The following is a 19,303-nucleotide window of genomic DNA, read 5'->3' on the forward strand; positions in this document are numbered from 1 at the left end:
ATTTTGGTTGAAGGCGCTTTTTATGGGATGCACCTCTGGTGGATCATGTATCTCTACGCGTGGCCCCTGCTGGTTTTGATCGTGTGGCTCTTCAGGAAAAATACCTCGGCCATTTTCTGGGCCATCGTGTCCGGCACCTTCGGGCTTATGTTTGGAGCGCTGTGCTCAATTCCCTATTTCGTGATAGGCCTTAGCTCAGGTGGAGTTGCCGCCGGGCTGCGTTCAGCCTTCGTCTGGTGGACAGCGGGTATTCCGTGGGACTTCATACACTGCGCGGGTAATTTCGTGATCATGCTTGTGCTGTATCGGCCTATTTCGGAGGCTATGAAGTGGATAAGCAGGGAGAGAGGATGAGGTCCTGTGAGGGGTCGCATCTCCGGACTCTGTTATGAATTTGCAGTGCTGGTAGGTTTCACCGCTAAATTCCGCAACCGGCCACTCAGCGGCTAGCTTCTTTTCGGGGTTATCGATGGTAACCTTAACTGTGTACAGCGGCATGGTTTCTGAAACTGTCATGCTGAAAATGTAGTACTGACCACGGTCCATAACCAGCGGATCGATGCCTTTTCCCTTATCGTCAACAATCTCAAGGGTTGTGTTGTCGTGCAGCGCTACGATCATCACCTTATTGGATCCGTTGGGCTCGACGGCATCAGATATTATCTGCGTCTCCGTGAACCATGTCTGGGGATCGGTCACTACGAAAAATGCGGCATCATCAGGTACATATTCCATGAATTTTTTGTAGTCGCTCGCTTTTCCTGAAACTGCGTAATCGCAGAAGGCGCACATTGCATGGTCCCGTCTTTCGGGCAGCTCGAAAATTTCTTCCTTCGTCTCGTCGGCGTCTACTTTCAGATACTGACATTTAACCTTTTTTCCATCATCAAGAAATTCCAGGTCCAGGATTTCATCGCCGTCAACGGTAAACATCAGGTCACCGCAAAGGTCTCTGACTTCGTTCCACTGGGCATATATTGCCGTTGAGAAATCGTCGTCAAGCCAGATGAGGCCCGTTCCCTCGATCGGAGTTTCAGTGAACTGGCCGTAGAAGGTGTCAAAGATGTGATATGCGCTGGTGTGAGGAGATATGTGACATTCCACGATCTTTTTTCCATAGGCGGAGCGGACATCCAGAATGTGACTGCCGGGGCTGGTCTCGGACAGGTCATAATCGATGCCATTCCAGGTGAAGGTCATGAAGTCATAGGACACATCATCCTCGCGGTCGCCAACATTGTAAATGCCGTAGAAGGCCTGGTCAACCTCCTCGAGATCCTCCAGCTCGCCATTTTCATCAAGTGTGATACGGCACATCAGCCTGGGATACGTCATGTCCAGTCGCTGGCTGTTCAGGAGGAGATTCTTGTTTACCTTGTCAGTGTATTCGTAGAAGGCAGAGCCTATGCAGACAGGCTCAAAAGCTGCTGCCGTAAACCGCGTTCCGGTGTACTCGTTTTCATCGTCCCATGTGAGCGGGATCATCTCCTGTGCCCAGAAGCCCTCGTCATCAGCCTTCCAAAGCCAGCCATAGAAGATTTCCTTTGCATCGGGTTCCACTGCGATTTCTCTTTTTCTATGCATGAGGACCGCCTGCGAACCCATGTAAAATGAGCCGTCCACGTTGGTCTGATCCTGGAACAGAACGGTGGTTATGAAAGAATCGCCGTTGCCGGTGGACTCCATATACATGTAGTCGTCGCCGTCGCAGTTTCCGATATAGATCTTGCAATCGGAGGTGTCCTTGCCGTCTTCAGGAACATAGTAGTGGTCCCTGTCGAAGTTCATCTTATCAATCCCCGAGACGTTTATCGTGAAGGACAGTGGTAGCTTGTCCTCGCCGGAATACAGGTGGTTGGCGCCAAGGCTTCCTTCGCACTTATCGCCGCTGCCCGTATATTCGTATGAAAAGCTGCCGTCATTTTGGAAGCTTATGGTCGCGTAGTCCGTTTTTGTGACGGGATTTACAAGGCTCCAGTCACCTTCCATGAACTCTAATAGATCTGCTTCGGATGCAGGGATTTTTACTGAGTCCGAGGAGTCAGAGCTGTTCTGCTCGGAGGCTGCGTCTTCGGTGTTGTCTGATGATTCGCTATTGGCAGAAGCGGTTTGGGAAGTGTCTGCGGTGGAAGAGCTGTCTTTTGCATCCGCAGTGTTTTCGCTGGTACTTTCTGATGCACCGGAGCTTTCTGTTGCATCGCCTAATGTGCCGGAGCTTTTGTTATCTGCCGGTGCTTTGCTGCAGGCAGTGGCGCTAAGCATCAGGGATGCTATCATGGTTGCAGATAATAGAAATCCAAACTGTTTTTTCATTATGATAATTCCCCCTCTCTCGCTCAATTTTATCATTATTTTGAACACTAATTTATTATAATAATATAAATTTCGTGAAAGGTGCCTGTAAAAGGTGTCTGGGACTTTCTGTTGTTGCCTGTAAAAGGTGTCTGGTAATTTCTGTTGGTGCCTGGCACCTTTCTCTAAAAAAGCTGAGAAAATAGGGATTTTTGTGTTTTACAAATTGAGAATCATTGTTATAATGGACTCAATTTATTTTGAAAAAATACAGGTTAGGGGAGGAAGCGCTATGGGAATTACAGAGAAACTGGATGAATTGTTGGATTTGGCAAGAGATAACGCAGAGCTTAAAGAGAGACTTCTTGATACACAAAAGTCTGTGAATCCTGTGGCTGATTTTTGTGCTATTGCCAGTGACAATGGCCTGTCGATGTCTGTCATGGACATTGTGAATCAGGGCGAGGAGTTCTACGCTGAGATCAAGCGCAGCACCAACGGTGGAGGAGAGAACTCACCGGACCTTGATTTCCAGAATGATGAGTATTCAATTTTCATGATGAGATTAAGAGATCTGTAAGAAGATAAGAGAAAGCTATAAGAAGATAAGAAAAAAATGTAAGAGATAAGAAAAAATCTATAAGAAGATAAAAAGAGTTATAAAAAAGTTGAACCGCACCCCTGTTATGGAGTGCGGTTTTTGTTTAGTCGGTGAAGCCATGCTTCAAATTTTTATTCTTTATCTGGAAAGATATTATGAAATGGTTTCTGGTAGTAAGTCCTGCCATGCTAAGGCGGGATCATTTGTCAGCACTGTCATCAGATTGCGGCAAAGCCCTTTTCAAGATCTGCAATGATGTCGTCGATGTGCTCTGTACCGATTGAGAGTCTGATTGTGCTCTGTGTGATGCCCTGGTCCTTAAGCTCCTCATCATTAAGCTGTGAATGAGTTGTTGTCGCAGGATGGATAACAAGGCTCTTTACGTCGGCAACGTTTGCAAGGAGTGAGAAGATCTCAAGGTTGTCGATGAACTTCCATGCAGCGTCTTTTCCTCCCTTGATCTCAAATGTGAAGATGGAAGCGCCACCGTTCGGGAAGTACTTCTCATAAAGTGCGTGATCCGGGTGATCAGCGATTGAAGGGTGATTAACCTTCTCAACCTTGGGGTGGTTCTTGAGGAACTCAACTACCTTCCTGGTGTTCTCTGCATGTCTATCGAGACGGAGTGACAATGTCTCCACACCCTGCAGTAGGAGGAAAGCATTGAATGGAGATATTGTTGCTCCGGTGTCTCTCAAAAGGATAGCTCTGATGAATGTTACAAAGGCAGCAGGGCCAACCGCATCATAGAAGGATACTCCATGATAGCTGGGGTTGGGATCAGCGATGTTAGGATACTTGCCGCTTGCCTTCCAGTTGAACTTACCTGCCTCAACGATGATTCCGCCGAGGGTTGTGCCGTGGCCACCGATGAACTTGGTTGCTGAATGAACTACGATGTCAGCGCCGTGCTCGATGGGTCTGATAAGATAAGGCGTTCCAAAGGTGTTATCAATTACAAGCGGAAGTCCGTGCTTGTGAGCTATCTCTGCGATTGCATCGATGTCCGGAATATCACTGTTAGGATTGCCAAGGGTCTCAAGGTAGATTGCTCTTGTGTTTTCCTGAATTGCTCCCTCAACTTCGCTTAAGTTATGAGCATCCACAAAGGTTGTTGTCACGCCGTACTGAGGAAGTGTGTGTGCCAGAAGGTTGTAGCTTCCGCCATAGATTGTCTTCTGTGCTACGATATGTCCGCCGTTTGCTGCAAGTGCCTGGATTGTATATGTGATAGCTGCTGCTCCTGATGCAACTGCCAGGGCTGCACTTCCGCCCTCAAGAGCTGCAATTCTCTTTTCCAGAACATCCTGAGTTGAGTTTGTAAGTCTTCCGTATATATTACCTGCATCAGCAAGTCCGAATCTGTCGGCCGCATGCTGGCTGTTTCTAAACACGTATGATGTTGTCTGATAAATCGGAACCGCTCTTGCATCTGTTGCCGGATCCGGCTGTTCCTGTCCTACATGTAACTGTAATGTCTCAAATCTGTAATTACCCATTTCGTTCTCCTCCTACTTCACTTTCATTTTTGTCTGTAATACGGTTTGTTGTGTATTACTTTTGTTTTTCTCAGTATTACAGCTGTTTCTCGTCTGCATTACTTCTGCTTTCATCAGTATTACAGCTGTTTCTCGTCTGCATTACTTCTGTTTTCATCAGTATTACAGCTTTTTCATCTGTATTACTTGGCTCGTTTATTGTTGGGAATAATATATAACTATTCACATAGTGAGTCAATAGGTTTTAGGATAAACAAAACTTATTGCCTTCGATAGTTTCTGGTTATTGTGGGGAGTGGGGGGCGTGGTTGTGGGCGAGATTATTCTGTAGTTGTGGGTGGATTATTCTGTTGTTGTGGACGGGATTATTCTGTAGTTGTGGGCGGATTATTTTGCAGTTGTGGACGGGCTACGTGACATGTTTATTGATTCGGTACTGGTCAAGTAGCCCTGGGACTATGTTTTGGCCAGCCTACGCGACTTCTTGATGCTTCTGGATATTTCTTGAGTAGTTCTGAGCCTTTATCAGCGCTTGCCTACTTGCCCTTGCTTAGATTTTATAAAAAATCGCGTAGGTTTCATTAATTTTCTCTTCCAGACTACGAGACTTTCTGCTTGTTAGGGGATAGGTCTAGTAGTCTGGGGAGTATGCTTCTTTAAGACTACTCGACTTGTAGATTGTTTGGAAAAAGGTCAAGTAGCGGTAGAACCTTGTTCCGGCACGACTACTTGATTTGTTAATTGTATGGAAAAGGTTCAAGTAACTCATGGACATAGCACCACCGCAGGGCTGGCCAGACTACGTGACTTGTTTGTTGTAGGGGCATTGATTCAGTAGAAAGGTTCAGAAGAATAGCCGGAACAACTAAAAGGTATATTTGCATAGAGATAGTTGTCCGGAAAAAAGGATAAGAACAACTAAATAGAATATTTGTGCGAAAATAGTTGTCCGGAAAAATAATTGGAACAACTAGACGGGGATATTTTGTAGAAATAGTTGTCCGGAAAAAAGAGCGGAACAACTAAACAGCATATAAGTACAGAAATAGTTGTCCGGAAAAATAACTAGAACAACTAGATAGAATATTTGTGCGAAAATAGTTGTCCGGAAAAATAATTGGAACAACTAGACGGGGATATTTTGTAGAAATAGTTGTCCGGAAAAAAGAGCGGAACAACTAAACAGCATATAAGTGCAGAAATAGTTGTCCAAAAAAGGAACAGAACAACTAAACAGCATATAAGTACAGAAATAGTTGTCCGGAAAAAAGAGCGGAACAACTAAACAGCATATTAGTGCAGAAATAGTTGTCCAGAAAAAGAACCGGAACAACTAAAAAGCATATTAGGACAGAAATAGTTGTCCCAAAAACGGAACAGAACAACTAAACAGCATATAAGTACAGAAATAGTTGTCCCAAAAACGGAACAGAACAACTAAACAGCATATAAATGCAGAAACAGTTGTCCTGAAAAAGAAATCGGAACAACTAGAAGCTGATACTTATTAGAAATATTTCCACCACCCACCTCCCCTCCAAATTCCCACCCCTCAAGCCCCATTTTCTCCCCGAATTTCTGCATTTAAGCGCGTTTTTATAATTGCGAAGACATAGACGTTGTAATAAAATATCAATATGAAACTAAGCGACGTGATGAAAGATTCAAAAATAAAAATTCATGCATCCATCAATGGGCACGGAATTCTCCTTATTACTAAGGCAGATATAGGTGTTCGTGATGGTCTTCTTGTGGACTCCCTTACTTACTTTGATGAGGACCTTACGTTTACGGAACCCTCCAAGGTTGTGGCTGTCAATAAGAGGGATGGCAGATCCTATGAGTTCATGGCTACGAGGATCGGACCTGTGGAGACCAAGTATGGTAAGTTCCATCTGATAAGATGCACGGACGATGGCAAGATCGTCAATCGCAGACAGGCTGAGAGATATGATATCGACAGACTCGGCGTTATCAGGATTGGCGACAGCAAGGATATCAGGAATGCTCTCGTCTATGATATTTCAATGAAGGGCATAGCCTTTATTCTTGACACGGAAGCCTCCGTGAAGGTTGGGGATCACATTATCGCGTCATTTAGATACGATCCGACTTATTTCCATTTTTATGCATGCGAAGCAACTGTGGTTCGCGTATTTACGATGAATGGTCAGCCGGCAGTCGGCTGTACTCTTGATGCTATGGGAGCTGATCTTGTAACGCTCATCACCAGCAGGAAGAAGGAGAAGCTTGGCCTTAAGGTTGACGACATCCTTGATGTAGCGGGATCACCCGATGAAAAGATCGCATCAGGAGATAAGATTCCTGTGAATTACGTTCCGCAGCTGGCTGTTTCTAAGGAATACGAGAGCCAGAAGCATCAGGGCAAGTGGGAGCTTCCAACCCCTGAGAAGAAGTCGCCTAAGAGCACACCTGCTCCCAAGTATGAAAAGCCGCAGCCAAGGCGTGAGCAGATTCCTGTGGAAGAAGAGGATCCTGAGCTTCAGCTCATGTCACCCGACGAGGCAGCAGATCTTATTCCCGAGAGATCGGAGGAGGAGATCATGCGCAAAAGGGCAGAGCGCGTAGCCGATATGGACGATATGCCTGAGCTTCCAAACAGCATGCCACTGGTGGATGCCGATGACCTTGAGGAGCTTGCTTCAATAGAGGACAGAACTCCTGCCAAGGCTAAGAAGCTTTTGCCGCAAAAGCCTGAGAATCCGCTTGATGATCTTAAGAAGACCAGGGGCGGTGCTACCAAGAAGTCCAAGCAGATGGTAGCTGACCTTGCTTCCCTTGAGGGCGCGTCATTTAAGCCTTCAGAGAAGACTAAGAGGAAGCTGGATTTCATATCAAAAATAGTTGGGGATAAGAACGAGCTTAAGAAGATGATTGATACTTCCGATGAACCTGATTACAGGGCAGCGGAGGGAATGTCAGCCGCAAGGACAGGTCATCAGGTTAGATTTGTCGATGCGTATAATACTTCTATGAATACAAAGCCTGCACCCAGTTCGGAGAAAGCGGTAAATGCGGGGAGGACTCCGGCGGATGACAGGTATATGGCAGATGAGCCTGTAAGAACAAGGAAGCAGACCTCTGCACTTTCCGGTGGATTCCATGATGAATTTGACGGATACTTTAATCAGAATGGCAACGCTGTAGACGAAGGTCTCTTTGCTCCCAAGAGGGATGACGGATTCCTTACTCCTGAACAGATTGCAGATATTATAGAACTTGAGAGGATAAGTAAGAACGAGTAAAGACTAAAACTAATTACAAACGGGGGAGTTTGACTTATGGGGACAAATCACAGAATCCATTTCGGATTTCTTTTTCATGTAAATTTTTATCATGCTGATCTTGGGGATACCAACGACAACAAGGGCTTTGGAAGAGACCTTGCACGTATCCGCGAGATCCTTGATATCATGGCCAAGGCTAATAAGGAGGGGCAGCCTGTTCAGGCAGCGTGGGATTTTGAGAATGATTACACACTTGGAAGGATCCTCCCTTCTTTGGGGCCCGATGTTGTTGACGGCGTCAAGGCACGGCTTCGTGAGAGAGGCGACGAGCTTTTATTCTCGGGAAGACATGCCAATCTTTTTGCCGGCATGACAGGAAAAGAGCTCAATTTTGCACTTCATTTTAAATCCAATGATCTTGGTGAAACTTCAGATGCACTTCGCGCAGAGGGTGATATTTTCACTCCGTCTATGATCGCCAGACTGAGAAAGTCAGGTATTAATACTGTGCTTTTGGGAAACAGTAACGTTGGTCCAAATGCGCTGTCCACGGTAAGTAAGGAGCTCAGGAAATCTCCTTATGAGACCTACAATCCATCAACCTACAGACATGGTAACAATTCAATAGTGGTGGTTCCTTACTACACTCCGGCTGACTGGATTGAAGAGGGTTCAATGACAAAGTTCCTGACAGGTCTTCATGAAAAGCAGCTGTCCGGTGAGATTGAGGGTGACCTTTTTGTGCTGGCAGGCGCCGATGTGAGAAGTCCCTGGTGGGAGCCTATGGAGATCAGAAGCCTTTTCAGAAAGGCAGCAGGTACCGAGGGCCTTGCAGGCTTCCTTAGAGCTCTGAGAAAACTGGACTTTGTTGCGTATAACACACCAAGCGGATATTTAAGAGATCATGCTCCTGTATCGGAGATCACCTTCGCAGGGGATGTGGCTGAGGGCAGAGGAAGTGACCTTTCATCCTACAGTGAGCTTCCCTATGACAGACTTATCTGGACCCGTATCGAGAGAGCGAGAATCGGCAGCAGGATTTACAACGCTGAGAGAGCATCCGATTCCCTGGCTGAGAGAATAAGACTTTTGTCAGCATCCGAGTTTGGACCGTTTTCACCGGCGCCGGAAAAGGACAGGTTCAGCGAGATTGAAAGGCTTTCTCTTGATATTCAGAATATCGAGAGAAAGGCTATTAATACAAAAGAGATGTCCATGAGAACCAGCGGACGTCAGAGACTTAACAACAGTGCGATCGGTAAGCATCTCTACTCAAGGAGAAAGGACGAGGAGGAGAGGAATTCCTTCATTATAATGAATGCCTCCGGTCAGAGAACTGTCTCCTTCCAGCTTGCTATCGACGGAGGTCAGTGTCCAAAAATCAGTACACTGGTTTTGGAGTGTGATGAGTGTCAGATCGACTCCTACACCGCAGTTGAGATGGGTAAGGAGAACGGATATGTAAACACCGCCTTTGTGGTTATGAAGTTCGCAGAGGCTCAGAATACTTACAAGATTTATTATCATTTTGACAGGTCGGATATTCCGAAGGAGCCCCATAAGCCGCTTATTGAGCTAAGACCCGAGGATCACCCTGTTTTCCATGCTGAGGGTGCCATGAAAAGGCTCCTTGAGGCACAGGGTAAGCTTAAGACAAAGCCGGAGCCTCCCAAGGAAGAGCAGAATCCTGCAGTTGCAGAGCGCATAGCAGCCATGAACAATGCCAAGGGTGCAGGCAAGGCAGCCCGCATAGCAGGTGTGGAGAGAGAAAGCTATGTTATCACAAGCCCCGGACATAAGCTTAAGATTGTTGTGGGCGGAACAGGAGCTTCAAAGGGTAAGATCCGCGAGGTGTACTTCGGAGATGAGAGAATCGGAGATGAGCAGTTCCTTTCATCCTTTGTAAAAAGCGGTGATACCGTAAATGAGTTTACCTGTGAGGAGGTTGCTTCTGCTGAGCTTGCGGGAAGAGGAGACGGTGTGAGGATTACCGGAACGGTTCACGCAAAGGGCGAGGCTACTCCCGGCAAGTTCACGATGCAGCTGATCAAGACCTCAGCTCTTAAGGGAATAGACGGCGTTCTGGTTCATATGGATGTGACTTACCCCGATATGGAAAACGGTGCTGGAGCACTTCAGGAGGTGGCACCGTTCCAGATATCACCTCAGTACCGCGCAGGTGTGGCTGTAATAAGGAAGAGCTTCACCGGGGATGTGAGTGATTTCCCTGTTTCTGTTTTCGGAAAAGCGGTGAGAGGAAACGAGAATATCTCTTCATTTAACCATCAGCTTACAGCAGGTATCGTAGGTGCCAAGGGCGCTCTGTCAGGCTTACTTCTTGGTATTCCGAGAACTGTTCTTGGAGGCCTTGCGGTTTGTCCCGGAAGACTTACAACGGACGGCGAGGGTCAGCACCTTTGCCTCAATCCCTACGGAACCTACGGCACCGGCAAGAGGGAGTATCCTTCCAAGAGCGCAGGACTTATGCAGAAATACGCAGACGCGGCTGTCAATGAAAAGCCTGCAAATATAGCTGCCGGCTACAGCGGAGTTCGTGAGAGATTCTGCATGTGCATGGCTGGCTTTGGCGGTGCAAGTCCCAGCGAGAACCTTATTGCCGAGCTTACAGCTTTTTGTGACGGAGCAATTATCTGCGGAGATGAGACAGGTGTTATCCATCCCTTCGAGGGCGATAATGTGAGACTTCCAAGGACCTACAAGGATGTTTCCATAAGACCTGTAAAGAGCGCAGATCCTGCTGAGCTCAAGGCGATAAAGGCAGAGCTCTCCAAGTTTTTAAATCACCGTCGCAAATGATTTTCGGTGAAAAATCTGTTGACGCAGACATGCGTTTTTTGATATTGTAGACGCAAGGCAAAGGCGCCATTCCATAGGGAAAAGTGTCTTTGCCTTTTCTTTTTTTAGAGAAAAAATTCCGCGAGCGCGCAAGGGCTTTAGTAGTTTTAGAAATATTGCGGCAGCGCCTCCGCATAAGATGGCGCAGAAAGAGGATGAAATGGGCAAGCTAACCAAAAAGGACATTTTCAGAATTGTGAAGGAAGAAGACGTAGCTTTTATCAGGCTTCAGTTTTGCGATATTTTCGGCACACCGAAGAATATTGCCATAACTGCAGGTCAGCTTGAAACTGCACTTAACAATGACTGCATGTTTGACGGCTCAGCTATAGAGGGATTTACAGGACTTTCAGGTGATAAGTTTGAGGAGCTTGAGAGCGACATGTATCTGTACCCCGATCTTGACAGTTTTCAGATATATCCCTGGAGACCCCAGAGTGGTAAGGTTGCAAGAATGTTCTGCGACGTTTACACCGCTGACAGAAAGCCTTTTACATGTGATTCCAGACATATTCTTAAGAAGGTTCTTGAGGAGGCAAAGGAGATGGGCCTTATTTTCAAGGCAGATCCCCAGCTTGAGTTTTTCCTCTTTGATCTTGATGATGAGGGGCAGCCTACGACACAGACTCATGAGAATGCCGGCTATTTTGACCTTGCTCCTGCAGATCAGGGTGAGAACGTGCGCCGAGATATCATCATGAACCTTGAGGAGCTGGATTTTAATATCACTTCCTCTCACCATGAGATTTCTCCTGCTCAGCACGAGATTGAGTTTACAGAAGATGACGCAGCCAGAATGGCTGATATGATAATGACCTTCAAGATGGCAGTTAAGACTATTGCTAAGCGCCACGGTCTCTATGCGACCTTCATGCCCAAGCCCAAGGAAGGCGTGAACGGTTCAGGTATGCACATCAATATCCTCTGTGAGGACGAGGAGGGAAGAGATGTTTTTGCAGGACAGGATGGCAAGCTCTCTGAGACTGCAAATCATTTCATCGCAGGTATCCTTGAGCATATCTGTGGCATGACTCTTGTGACCAATCCTCTTGTTAATTCCTATAAGAGACTTGTTCCCGGCTATGATGCTCCTGTTAATGTGTCATGGTCTTCATCATCAACCAACAGAAGTGCGCTTATCAGAATTCCTACAATGGCAGGCAGAAATGCCAGAATCGAGCTTCGTAATCCTGATGCTGCATGCAACCCTTATCTTGCGCTGGCACTTATTCTTGCGGCAGGTATGGATGGAATCAAGAGAGAGCTTATGCCTCCGGCTGAGCTCAAGGTCAATCTTAAGAACAAGACCGATGAGGAGCTTAGAAAGACTAGATTCTCAACTCTTCCCGAGACTTTGGGAGAGGCCATCGACAGCTACAAGAAGGACAAGTTTGTAAAGGGCATTCTTGGAGATGCTGTATTTAACAGATATCTTGATGCAAAGCGTAGCGAGTGGAAGAATTTCCGCACCTGTGTGACCCAGTGGGAGATCAACGAATATCTGAACAAGCAGTAATAGATTATTAAGTAAGGGAATGTGCCAGCTTGCAAAACATTATAGTTGCATTCGCTAAGCAGTCGGATGCGCAGAACTTCAAAAGCATATTGATGCGTGGCGGTTTTGAGATCGCCAACGTGTGCACAACCGGTGCCCAGGTTCTTTCAGCTATGGAGAACCTTGGTAGCGGCGTGGTCATTTGCGGCTCCAGGCTCGGTGATATGCAATGCATCGAGCTTGCAGGGGGTATGCCGGACTATTTCACCATGCTTTTGGTTGCAAGCCCCGCAAAGGCAGATGAGTTACCGCTCCACGATCACAGCAATATCGTGTATCTGCCCACACCCCTTAAAAAGGACGACCTCTTTTCAACGGTGACCATGCTTGTGGAGGGCGTTCAGCTCCGCCGCAAGAAGCTCAAGGAAAAGAGGAGATTCAGAAGTATCGAGGATCAGAAGATCATCGACAGCGCCAAGGCGATCCTTATGGAGCGCCACAATATGACTGAGCCCGAGGCCCACAAATATCTGCAGAAATGTTCCATGGATTCCGGAACATCTCTTCTTGAAACCGCGGAGATGGTTCTGTCTATCAAGTGATTTTTGGAAACTCTCTATAAATGTAGGGAGTTTTTTTATTGTGTTCTGCAAGAAATTCTCATGTGAAAATCTTTTTCTGTTGCCCCTTTGAACATCATATATATGGTATAATTTACTTATATTTTTTAGGAAAACGGAGGCTTGTTATGAACAACAGAGTTTTTCATGTAGATCACCAGATAGCAAGTAAAAATGTGGAGGATTCCGTCACAGAGTGGACCAGAGTCGTTAAGTTTGATGAGATCAACGGTTATGAGCGACTTTTCGGTGGAGAGCTGATGAGCTGGATAGATCAGGTAGCGGGCACAACTGCTCTAAGGCATGCCGGCACGCCGGTTACGACTGCTGCGATTGATAACATGCAGTTCAAGCAGGCGATCAAGCTCAATGATATCGTTGTTTTAATAGGAAGAATTACTCACGTTGGAAGGACTTCCATGGAGGTTCGCGTGGACACCTACGTTGAGGATCTTCGCACAGGCATGAGACATGTGGTTAACAGAGCTTACCTCACCGAGGTCTGCGTCGATGAAGACGGCAACCCGACTACGGTTCCTTATGGCCTGAATGTCCGCACTGAGACTGAGAGAGCTGAGTGGCAGGGCGCTGAAAAGAGAATAGAGCTGCGTGCGCAGAGGAGAAGAGAAGGATTTTAATTTAGGGCTTTTCCTTTGGTACTAAAGAGTGTAAAATAGTTTCCTACATACCTTTATTAAGTTATGTAGGAATTCTTGTTTGTATGAGAAATTTCTGTTTTGTCTGGGGGGGATAAGAAACGAGCATTAGTAGTAAAGAGGGAACAGAGACAAAGATGGATGATTTTGAAGTAAAATACCACCAGCAAAAAAGGCTTATAGATCAGCTTATGCACGCTCTTGCCAGAGTGGCTGATGAGAACGGAAGATATACCAAGGAGCACTCTGAGAGAGTTGCGCTCTATTCCATGGAGATCGCAAGACGCATGGGTAAGAGCCGCAGGGAGCAGTATGAGATCTATCAGATGGGTCTGCTTCACGATATTGGTAAGATCGGAATTCCGGACTACATCACAGCCAAGGCAGAAGGGCTTAAGGATAATGAGTACAATCTCATGAAGAAGCATCCCATGATAGGTGCCAAGATTCTTCAGGATATCACTGAGATTCCGGGACTTGCGGTTGGTGCCAGATGGCATCATGAGAGGTTCGACGGAAGCGGTTATCCAGACGGACTTGTGGGTATCGCCATTCCCGAGGAGGCCCGCATAATTGGTGTTGCGGATGCCTATGATGCCATGAGCTCCGAGAGAATTTATTCAGGAGTCATGAAGCAAAAGAAGGTAAGGGAAGAGATAGAGCGAGGCAAGGGAACCCAGTTCGATCCTGAGATTGCGGACATTCTTCTTCAGATGATAGATGATGACAAAAACTATGTCATGAATTCCGAAGTGCCTACTTATATTATAGAAGAGTATTTCACAAGATTAGAATAATAATGAAAATTTACGCCGGTAATGCGCTTTTAGGCATGCCGGTTCATTGAAAAGCGAGGCGCATCGTGGTAAAATTCTAACGGTGTGCCTCGTATTTTTTGCATATCTTTTGAAAAGTCATAAGACATATGAAAAATTCGAAGTACATATTATGTTGAATTATATTTTTTTGATAACCAGGAGGAACACAAATGAGTAAGAGTTTCGACGATATTCTCGCGAAGTTAAAGACAGCAAGCACTAAGAAGCTTGCAGTTGCATGCGCACAGGACGAGCCCGTTCTTGAGGCAGTTAAGCTTGCTAAGGAGCGCGGCATTGCTGATGCTATCCTTGTCGGCGATAAGGATGAGATCGAGAAGATCGCAGCAGGCATGGGAATGGATCTTTCCCAGTTTGAGATCATTGATGAGAAGGATACAGTTGAGGCAGCTACAAAGGCGGTTTCACTTGTTCACGATGGCAAGGCTGATATCTATATGAAGGGTCAGCTTGATTCCAAGACTTTCCTTAAGTCAGTTCTTAATAAGGAAGTTGGACTTCGTACAGGTCGTCCTCTTTCTCACGTATGTGTATTTGAGATTCCCGGCATTGACCGTCTTCTTTTCCTTACAGACGTTGCTTTCATGCCCTATCCCACTCTTGAAGACAAAAAGGTTATTATTGAGTATACAGTAAATGTTGCAAGAGCTTGCGGCGTTGAGTGCCCTAAGGTAGCTCCCCTTGCTGCAGTAGAAGTTGTTAACGACAAGATGCCTGTTACTGTAGAGGCAGCTGAGCTCACACGTCTCAACGAGGCTGGCGAGATCAAAAACTGCATCGTTGACGGACCTCTTTCAATGGATCTTGCTATCGATCCTTCAGCAGCTGAGCACAAGGCTGGCGCTAAGGACCGTAAGATCGTAGGTGACGCTGATATCCTTCTTTTCCCTGATATCCACGCTGGTAACCTTACTTACAAGACAATCGTTCGTCTTGCAACAGTTAAGAATGGTAACATCTTAACAGGAACCAAGGCTCCCGTTATTCTTACATCACGTTCAGATTCAGTTGAGGTTAAGCTCAACTCTATAGCACTTGCAGCAGTAGTAGCAGAAGAGAAAAACTTATAATCCGTAAAAATAAAGGAGAAAACCATGATAAAAAGTTTAATCATCAATCCCGGTTCCACATCAACAAAGCTTGGTATTTTCGAGGATGAGACACTTACAATGGAGGAGACTCTCCGTCATCCCACAGAGGAGATTGTTAAGTATGATCACATCATTGATCAGCTTGCTTGGAGAAAAGAACTCATTCTTAACTTCCTCAAGGAATCTAATCAGGATGTTAAGTCTTTCAATGTTATCGTAGGCCGTGGTGGTCTTGTAAAGCCTATCCCGGGCGGTACATACGCAGTTAACGACGCACTCCTTAAGGATCTTAAGGCAGGCGTTCAGGGTGAGCACGCTTCTAACCTCGGCGGACTTCTTGCAAAAGAGATCGCTGATGAGATCGGTGTTCCTTCCTATATTGTAGATCCCGTTGTTGTTGATGAGCTTTGTGATGAGGCTAGAGTTTCAGGTCTTCCTCAGTGTCCCAGAGTTTCAATTTTCCACGCACTTAACCAGAAGGCAGTTGCAAGAAGATATGCTAAGGAGATCGGTAAGAAGTACGAGGATATCAACCTTGTAGTTGTTCACCTTGGTGGCGGTGTTTCTGTTGGTGCTCACAAGAACGGTCAGATCATCGATGTATTCAATGCTCTTGACGGTGACGGAGCTATGTCTCCCGAACGTGCAGGCAGCCTTCCTACAGGCGGTCTTATCAAGCTTTGCTTCTCAGGTAAGTACTCTGAGGCAGAGGTTCGCAAGATGGCAGTTGGTAAGGGTGGTTTCAATGCTTGGCTTGGAACTAACGATATGAGAAACGTAATCAAGATGAGAGATGAGGGTAACGACACAGCTAAGCTCGTTATCGATGCATTCATCTTCCAGCTTGCTAAGAACATCGGCTCTATGGCAGCTGTACTTGATGGTAAGGTTGATCAGATCATCATCACAGGTGGTATCGCTTACAACGCTCCTCTTATGGACAGACTTACTGAGAAGGTTAAGTTCATCGCTCCTGTAACAGTTTATCCCGGTGAGGATGAGCTCCTTGCTCTTGCTCAGGGTGCACTTCGTGTTATGAACGGCGAAGAGGAAGCTAAGATTTACGAATAATTTTTTTTGAAATAGGGTGGCCCTTCCAAGCGTTGGCTCGGGAGGGCTATTTTTAGAGGGTATGATGAAGGTATTTTTGGTTGAGGACGAATTTGTCGTCCGGGAAGGCATAAAGAACAATGTGGATTGGGAGTCGCACGGCTACGAGTTTTGTGGGGAAGCCGGTGATGGGGAAGTTGCGCTTCCAATGATACAGAAGCTTCAGCCTGATATTGTTATTACTGATATTAAGATGCCCTTTATGGACGGGCTCACACTTAGCCGCATGGTCAAGGAGAAGTTTCCCTGGATAGAGATTATACTTCTCACGGGCTATGAGGATTTTCAGTTTGCCCAGGAGGCCATAAGGATAGGCGTATCCTGCTATCTTTCAAAGCCGATAAGCGGCGATAATTTATTGAAGGAAGTGGATGCTCTCGCGGAGAAGACCAAAGAAAAAAGGCGCGAGCGAGAGATTAAAAAGCGCTATGAAGAGGAAATGAAGGAACGCACTGAATATGAGAAGCATGAGCTTTTCAGCGATATAGTCGCAGGGACCAAGGGGCTTTCTGAGATTATTGAGAGTGCCAAGAAGCTGTCTCTGGATCTTACAGCGATCAGGTACAACGTGATCCTGCTTAAGGTATGGTCCACGAGGCATGATGCTAACGAGTATTCACAGAGCGTTGTTGAGATAGAGAAAGGGATAAGGGAGATCGCCGAGAAAACCGGTGCGATTTTCTTTGAACTTGGCGTGGAAGGTATCGCGCTTTTATATGAAGGTGACGACGATAACACCATAGAAAAAAATATCGAAGAAGGCATTACTGAGATGAAGGCACTTTTCGATAACTATCACCACATCAGATATTTCGGCGGTGTGGGACAGAGTGTCGGAAGAATAAGCGATATAGGGGCTTCCTTTGGATGGGCAAGCAGAGCCTTCGCTCACATGTATCTTACTGAGGACAACGGCTTCCTTGTGGGATCGGAGGAGGGCCTCCATCCCGGGAAGGATGATGTGGTCTTATCTGAGATTGATCCCAAGCACATAGACAGAAGGCTTATAAAAGAGTTCCTTAGAAGAGGAGATGTGTCCGAGGCGGAATTTTTCATAGAGGAGTTCCTGAACGGTATGGGCAAGGGCGCCATCCGCTCAACGCTCCTTAGGCAGTACATCGCCATGGATATCTATTTCTGCGTGGCTGACTTTTTGGAGAACGAGCTTCACAAGGAGGAAAAACCGGAGATACCTACTCCGGAGGTTCTGGCGGATGAGGGTCGCACGATTCAGTACATGGCCAGGATTGTGGGTCAGGCTGCGGTTCTTAGAGAAGATGATTCCAAGGGTCATTACCGGGATGCGGTTAATGAGGTCATATCCTATATCGAGGAGCATTACACCGAGGAGGATCTGTCCCTTAATACTCTGGCAGCCCATGTGAACTTTTCACCTAATCATCTGAGTGCGGTTTTCAGACAGCAAACAGGTCAGCCCTTCATCAAGTATCTTACTGATTACAGGATGAATGCGGCAAAAGAGCTCCTTATCAGTACCTCCAAGAAGAGCAACGAGATCGGCCTTTTGGTGGGATATAAGGACCCGCACTATTTTTCATATTTGTTTAAGAAGACACAGGGGGTTACTCCTACGCAGTACAGAAGCGGCTCGCGCACGGAGGAAGGCTGATGGGAGATGAACAGGTAAAGAGCAAGAAGGTCAGGGAAGGTCAGAGTAAGCTCGCCAACCAGATTCGAATATCCTATCTGCTTCTGCTTTTGCCAAGTATTATTTTCATGGTGTATGCCTTCTATAATCTGTGGAAGGTGAACGAGAGATACGATGAGATGCTGGGTTCCGTTGTGGCAGCCAGTGAGTTCAGTCTGGATTTCAAGGAGGATTTCGACTACGAGACTTATCTTGTAATAGTAGGTAATGTCACCCTTGAGAATTCCAAGATTCCTACATATCTGTCTGCAGCAAGGAAGATCGTAACAAGGCTTGAGGACTACACTGACGACGGTGACAACAAGAAGCGTCTTGAGAGTGTTGCGAAGTACCTGGATAATCTGGAGGTCTATATCCAGAGAATCCAGAGCAATATGGAATATGACGACAGGTACGAGGATAACATCACAATCTGGGAAAATGACGTTCAGATAGTTACGTCCCTTATTCAGGAGACCATAAACGAGTACGTCTATTATGAAAATAAGCAGATTCAGACTGCTCAGATCGAGGCGAAGAAATTCTACCTTGATATCGTGAAGATCATGGGTGTTATTTTTGTGTTCATGATTCTCTTTGTGGCTCTGCTTTCCTTCTGGGGTCCCTTGTGGATAACAAGGCCTATCGAGAAGCAGGTAAAGAGTGAGCAGAAGCAGCTGCGAAAGGCTGAGTTTGAGCTTTTGCAGGCACAGATAAATCCGCACTTTTTATACAATACTCTTGATGCCATCGTGTGGTCTGCTGAGGCGGGCAATCAGAAGCAGGTCGTGAGCATGGTTGGAAGTCTTTCGGACTTTTTCAGAAGCTCTCTTAATAAAGGTAAGGAAATCGTCACTATCAGGGAGGATCTTCAGCATGTGAGAAGTTATCTGGAGATCCAGCAGATAAGGTATCAGGATATTTTATCCTATGAGATCGATGTTCCCGAGGAGATTTTTGATTATACGATTCCGAAGATCACGGTGCAGCCTGTAGTTGAGAACGCGCTCTATCATGGCATTAAGAATAAGAGGGGCGGCGGTAAGATTATCGTAACAGGCGGTGATCTGGGCGAGTACATTCAGCTGACGGTGAAGGACGACGGAATAGGTATGTCCCAGGAGAGGCTTCAGAAGATAAGGGAGAGCCTTGCCATGGAGAAGCCGGAGGATAATACTATCTACGGTCTGTATAATATAAATGAGAGAATAAAGCTTTCCTTTGGTGAGGAATACGGTATCGGAATCGATTCAACGGAGGGTGTCGGAACGATAGTTAATATCAGACTTCCGAAAATCTTAACCGAAATCGTAAAAAAATGAACTTAAATAAAAAGGGTGTAAAAAAATTA

Annotated in this window: 13 protein-coding genes; 11 read left to right on the forward strand and 2 right to left on the reverse strand. The window is 46.1% G+C overall.

The window, feature by feature from the left end:
- Nucleotides 1-222: 222 nt before the first annotated feature.
- Nucleotides 223-2,313 (reverse strand): hypothetical protein, encoded by a 2,091-nt coding sequence (locus G601_RS26080; RefSeq protein ID WP_026665008.1) that lies wholly within the window; start codon nt 2,311-2,313, stop codon nt 223-225.
- Between the two features lie 271 nt (nt 2,314-2,584).
- On the opposite strand from G601_RS26080, the gene G601_RS0107595 reads away from it, so the two are divergent.
- On the forward strand, nt 2,585-2,872 hold the full coding sequence (locus tag G601_RS0107595) for a hypothetical protein (protein WP_026493570.1): 288 nt from the start codon (nt 2,585-2,587) through the stop codon (nt 2,870-2,872).
- 239 nt (nt 2,873-3,111) lie between these two features.
- Here G601_RS0107595 and G601_RS0107600 read toward each other — a convergent pair whose 3' ends face one another.
- Nucleotides 3,112-4,392 (reverse strand): O-acetylhomoserine aminocarboxypropyltransferase/cysteine synthase family protein, encoded by a 1,281-nt coding sequence (locus G601_RS0107600; RefSeq protein WP_026665009.1) that lies wholly within the window; start codon nt 4,390-4,392, stop codon nt 3,112-3,114.
- Nucleotides 4,393-6,047: 1,655 nt separating this feature from the next.
- Between G601_RS0107600 and G601_RS0107610 the strand changes: the two genes are divergently transcribed.
- The 10 genes from G601_RS0107610 (at nt 6,048) to G601_RS0107655 (ending at nt 19,274) form a co-directional block, all read left to right on the forward strand.
- Nucleotides 6,048-7,658, forward strand: coding sequence for a PilZ domain-containing protein (locus G601_RS0107610; RefSeq protein WP_026665010.1), 1,611 nt, complete (start codon nt 6,048-6,050; stop codon nt 7,656-7,658).
- 36 nt (nt 7,659-7,694) lie between these two features.
- A complete protein-coding gene (locus tag G601_RS0107615) occupies nt 7,695-10,457 on the forward strand; it encodes a hypothetical protein (protein ID WP_026665011.1) in 2,763 nt (920 codons plus the stop codon).
- Nucleotides 10,458-10,656: 199 nt separating this feature from the next.
- On the forward strand, nt 10,657-12,012 hold the full coding sequence (glnA, locus tag G601_RS0107620; protein WP_026665012.1) for a type I glutamate--ammonia ligase: 1,356 nt from the start codon (nt 10,657-10,659) through the stop codon (nt 12,010-12,012).
- Between the two features lie 29 nt (nt 12,013-12,041).
- Entirely contained in the window at nt 12,042-12,593 is a 552-nt protein-coding gene (locus G601_RS0107625; protein WP_026665013.1) for an ANTAR domain-containing response regulator, read from the forward strand.
- A 146-nt stretch (nt 12,594-12,739) separates the two neighbouring features.
- Entirely contained in the window at nt 12,740-13,249 is a 510-nt protein-coding gene (locus tag G601_RS0107630; protein ID WP_035787350.1) for an acyl-CoA thioesterase, read from the forward strand.
- Between the two features lie 155 nt (nt 13,250-13,404).
- Entirely contained in the window at nt 13,405-14,064 is a 660-nt protein-coding gene (locus tag G601_RS22390; RefSeq protein ID WP_051205666.1) for an HD-GYP domain-containing protein, read from the forward strand.
- 191 nt (nt 14,065-14,255) lie between these two features.
- On the forward strand, nt 14,256-15,173 hold the full coding sequence (gene ptb / locus G601_RS0107640; RefSeq protein ID WP_026493577.1) for a phosphate butyryltransferase: 918 nt from the start codon (nt 14,256-14,258) through the stop codon (nt 15,171-15,173).
- A 24-nt stretch (nt 15,174-15,197) separates the two neighbouring features.
- Nucleotides 15,198-16,265 (forward strand): butyrate kinase, encoded by a 1,068-nt coding sequence (buk, locus tag G601_RS0107645; RefSeq protein WP_026493578.1) that lies wholly within the window; start codon nt 15,198-15,200, stop codon nt 16,263-16,265.
- A gap of 64 nt (nt 16,266-16,329) precedes the next feature.
- The gene (locus tag G601_RS0107650) at nt 16,330-17,934 is read left to right on the forward strand and encodes a response regulator transcription factor (protein ID WP_242834394.1); all 1,605 of its coding nucleotides are present in this window, start codon (nt 16,330-16,332) and stop codon (nt 17,932-17,934) included.
- The gene (locus G601_RS0107655) at nt 17,934-19,274 is read left to right on the forward strand and encodes a sensor histidine kinase (RefSeq protein WP_035787351.1); all 1,341 of its coding nucleotides are present in this window, start codon (nt 17,934-17,936) and stop codon (nt 19,272-19,274) included. Before G601_RS0107650 ends, G601_RS0107655 begins: the two co-directional genes overlap by 1 nt.
- The last annotated feature ends 29 nt before the right edge of the window (nt 19,275-19,303 follow it).

This window comes from Butyrivibrio sp. FC2001 (assembly GCF_000424125.1).
Classification (GTDB): Bacteria; Bacillota; Clostridia; order Lachnospirales; family Lachnospiraceae; genus Butyrivibrio.

Bases quoted from the DNA above. Each gene is read 5' to 3' on its own strand.
- G601_RS26080 (WP_026665008.1), bottom strand. From the start codon at position 2,313: ATGAAAAAACAGTTTGGATTTCTATTATCTGCAACCATGATAGCATCC.
- G601_RS0107595 (WP_026493570.1), top strand. From the start codon at position 2,585: ATGGGAATTACAGAGAAACTGGATGAATTGTTGGATTTGGCAAGAGAT.
- G601_RS0107600 (WP_026665009.1), bottom strand. From the start codon at position 4,392: ATGGGTAATTACAGATTTGAGACATTACAGTTACATGTAGGACAGGAA.
- G601_RS0107610 (WP_026665010.1), top strand. From the start codon at position 6,048: ATGAAAGATTCAAAAATAAAAATTCATGCATCCATCAATGGGCACGGA.
- G601_RS0107615 (WP_026665011.1), top strand. From the start codon at position 7,695: ATGGGGACAAATCACAGAATCCATTTCGGATTTCTTTTTCATGTAAAT.
- glnA (WP_026665012.1), top strand. From the start codon at position 10,657: ATGGGCAAGCTAACCAAAAAGGACATTTTCAGAATTGTGAAGGAAGAA.
- G601_RS0107630 (WP_035787350.1), top strand. From the start codon at position 12,740: ATGAACAACAGAGTTTTTCATGTAGATCACCAGATAGCAAGTAAAAAT.
- G601_RS22390 (WP_051205666.1), top strand. From the start codon at position 13,405: ATGGATGATTTTGAAGTAAAATACCACCAGCAAAAAAGGCTTATAGAT.
- ptb (WP_026493577.1), top strand. From the start codon at position 14,256: ATGAGTAAGAGTTTCGACGATATTCTCGCGAAGTTAAAGACAGCAAGC.
- buk (WP_026493578.1), top strand. From the start codon at position 15,198: ATGATAAAAAGTTTAATCATCAATCCCGGTTCCACATCAACAAAGCTT.
- G601_RS0107650 (WP_242834394.1), top strand. From the start codon at position 16,330: ATGAAGGTATTTTTGGTTGAGGACGAATTTGTCGTCCGGGAAGGCATA.
- G601_RS0107655 (WP_035787351.1), top strand. From the start codon at position 17,934: ATGGGAGATGAACAGGTAAAGAGCAAGAAGGTCAGGGAAGGTCAGAGT.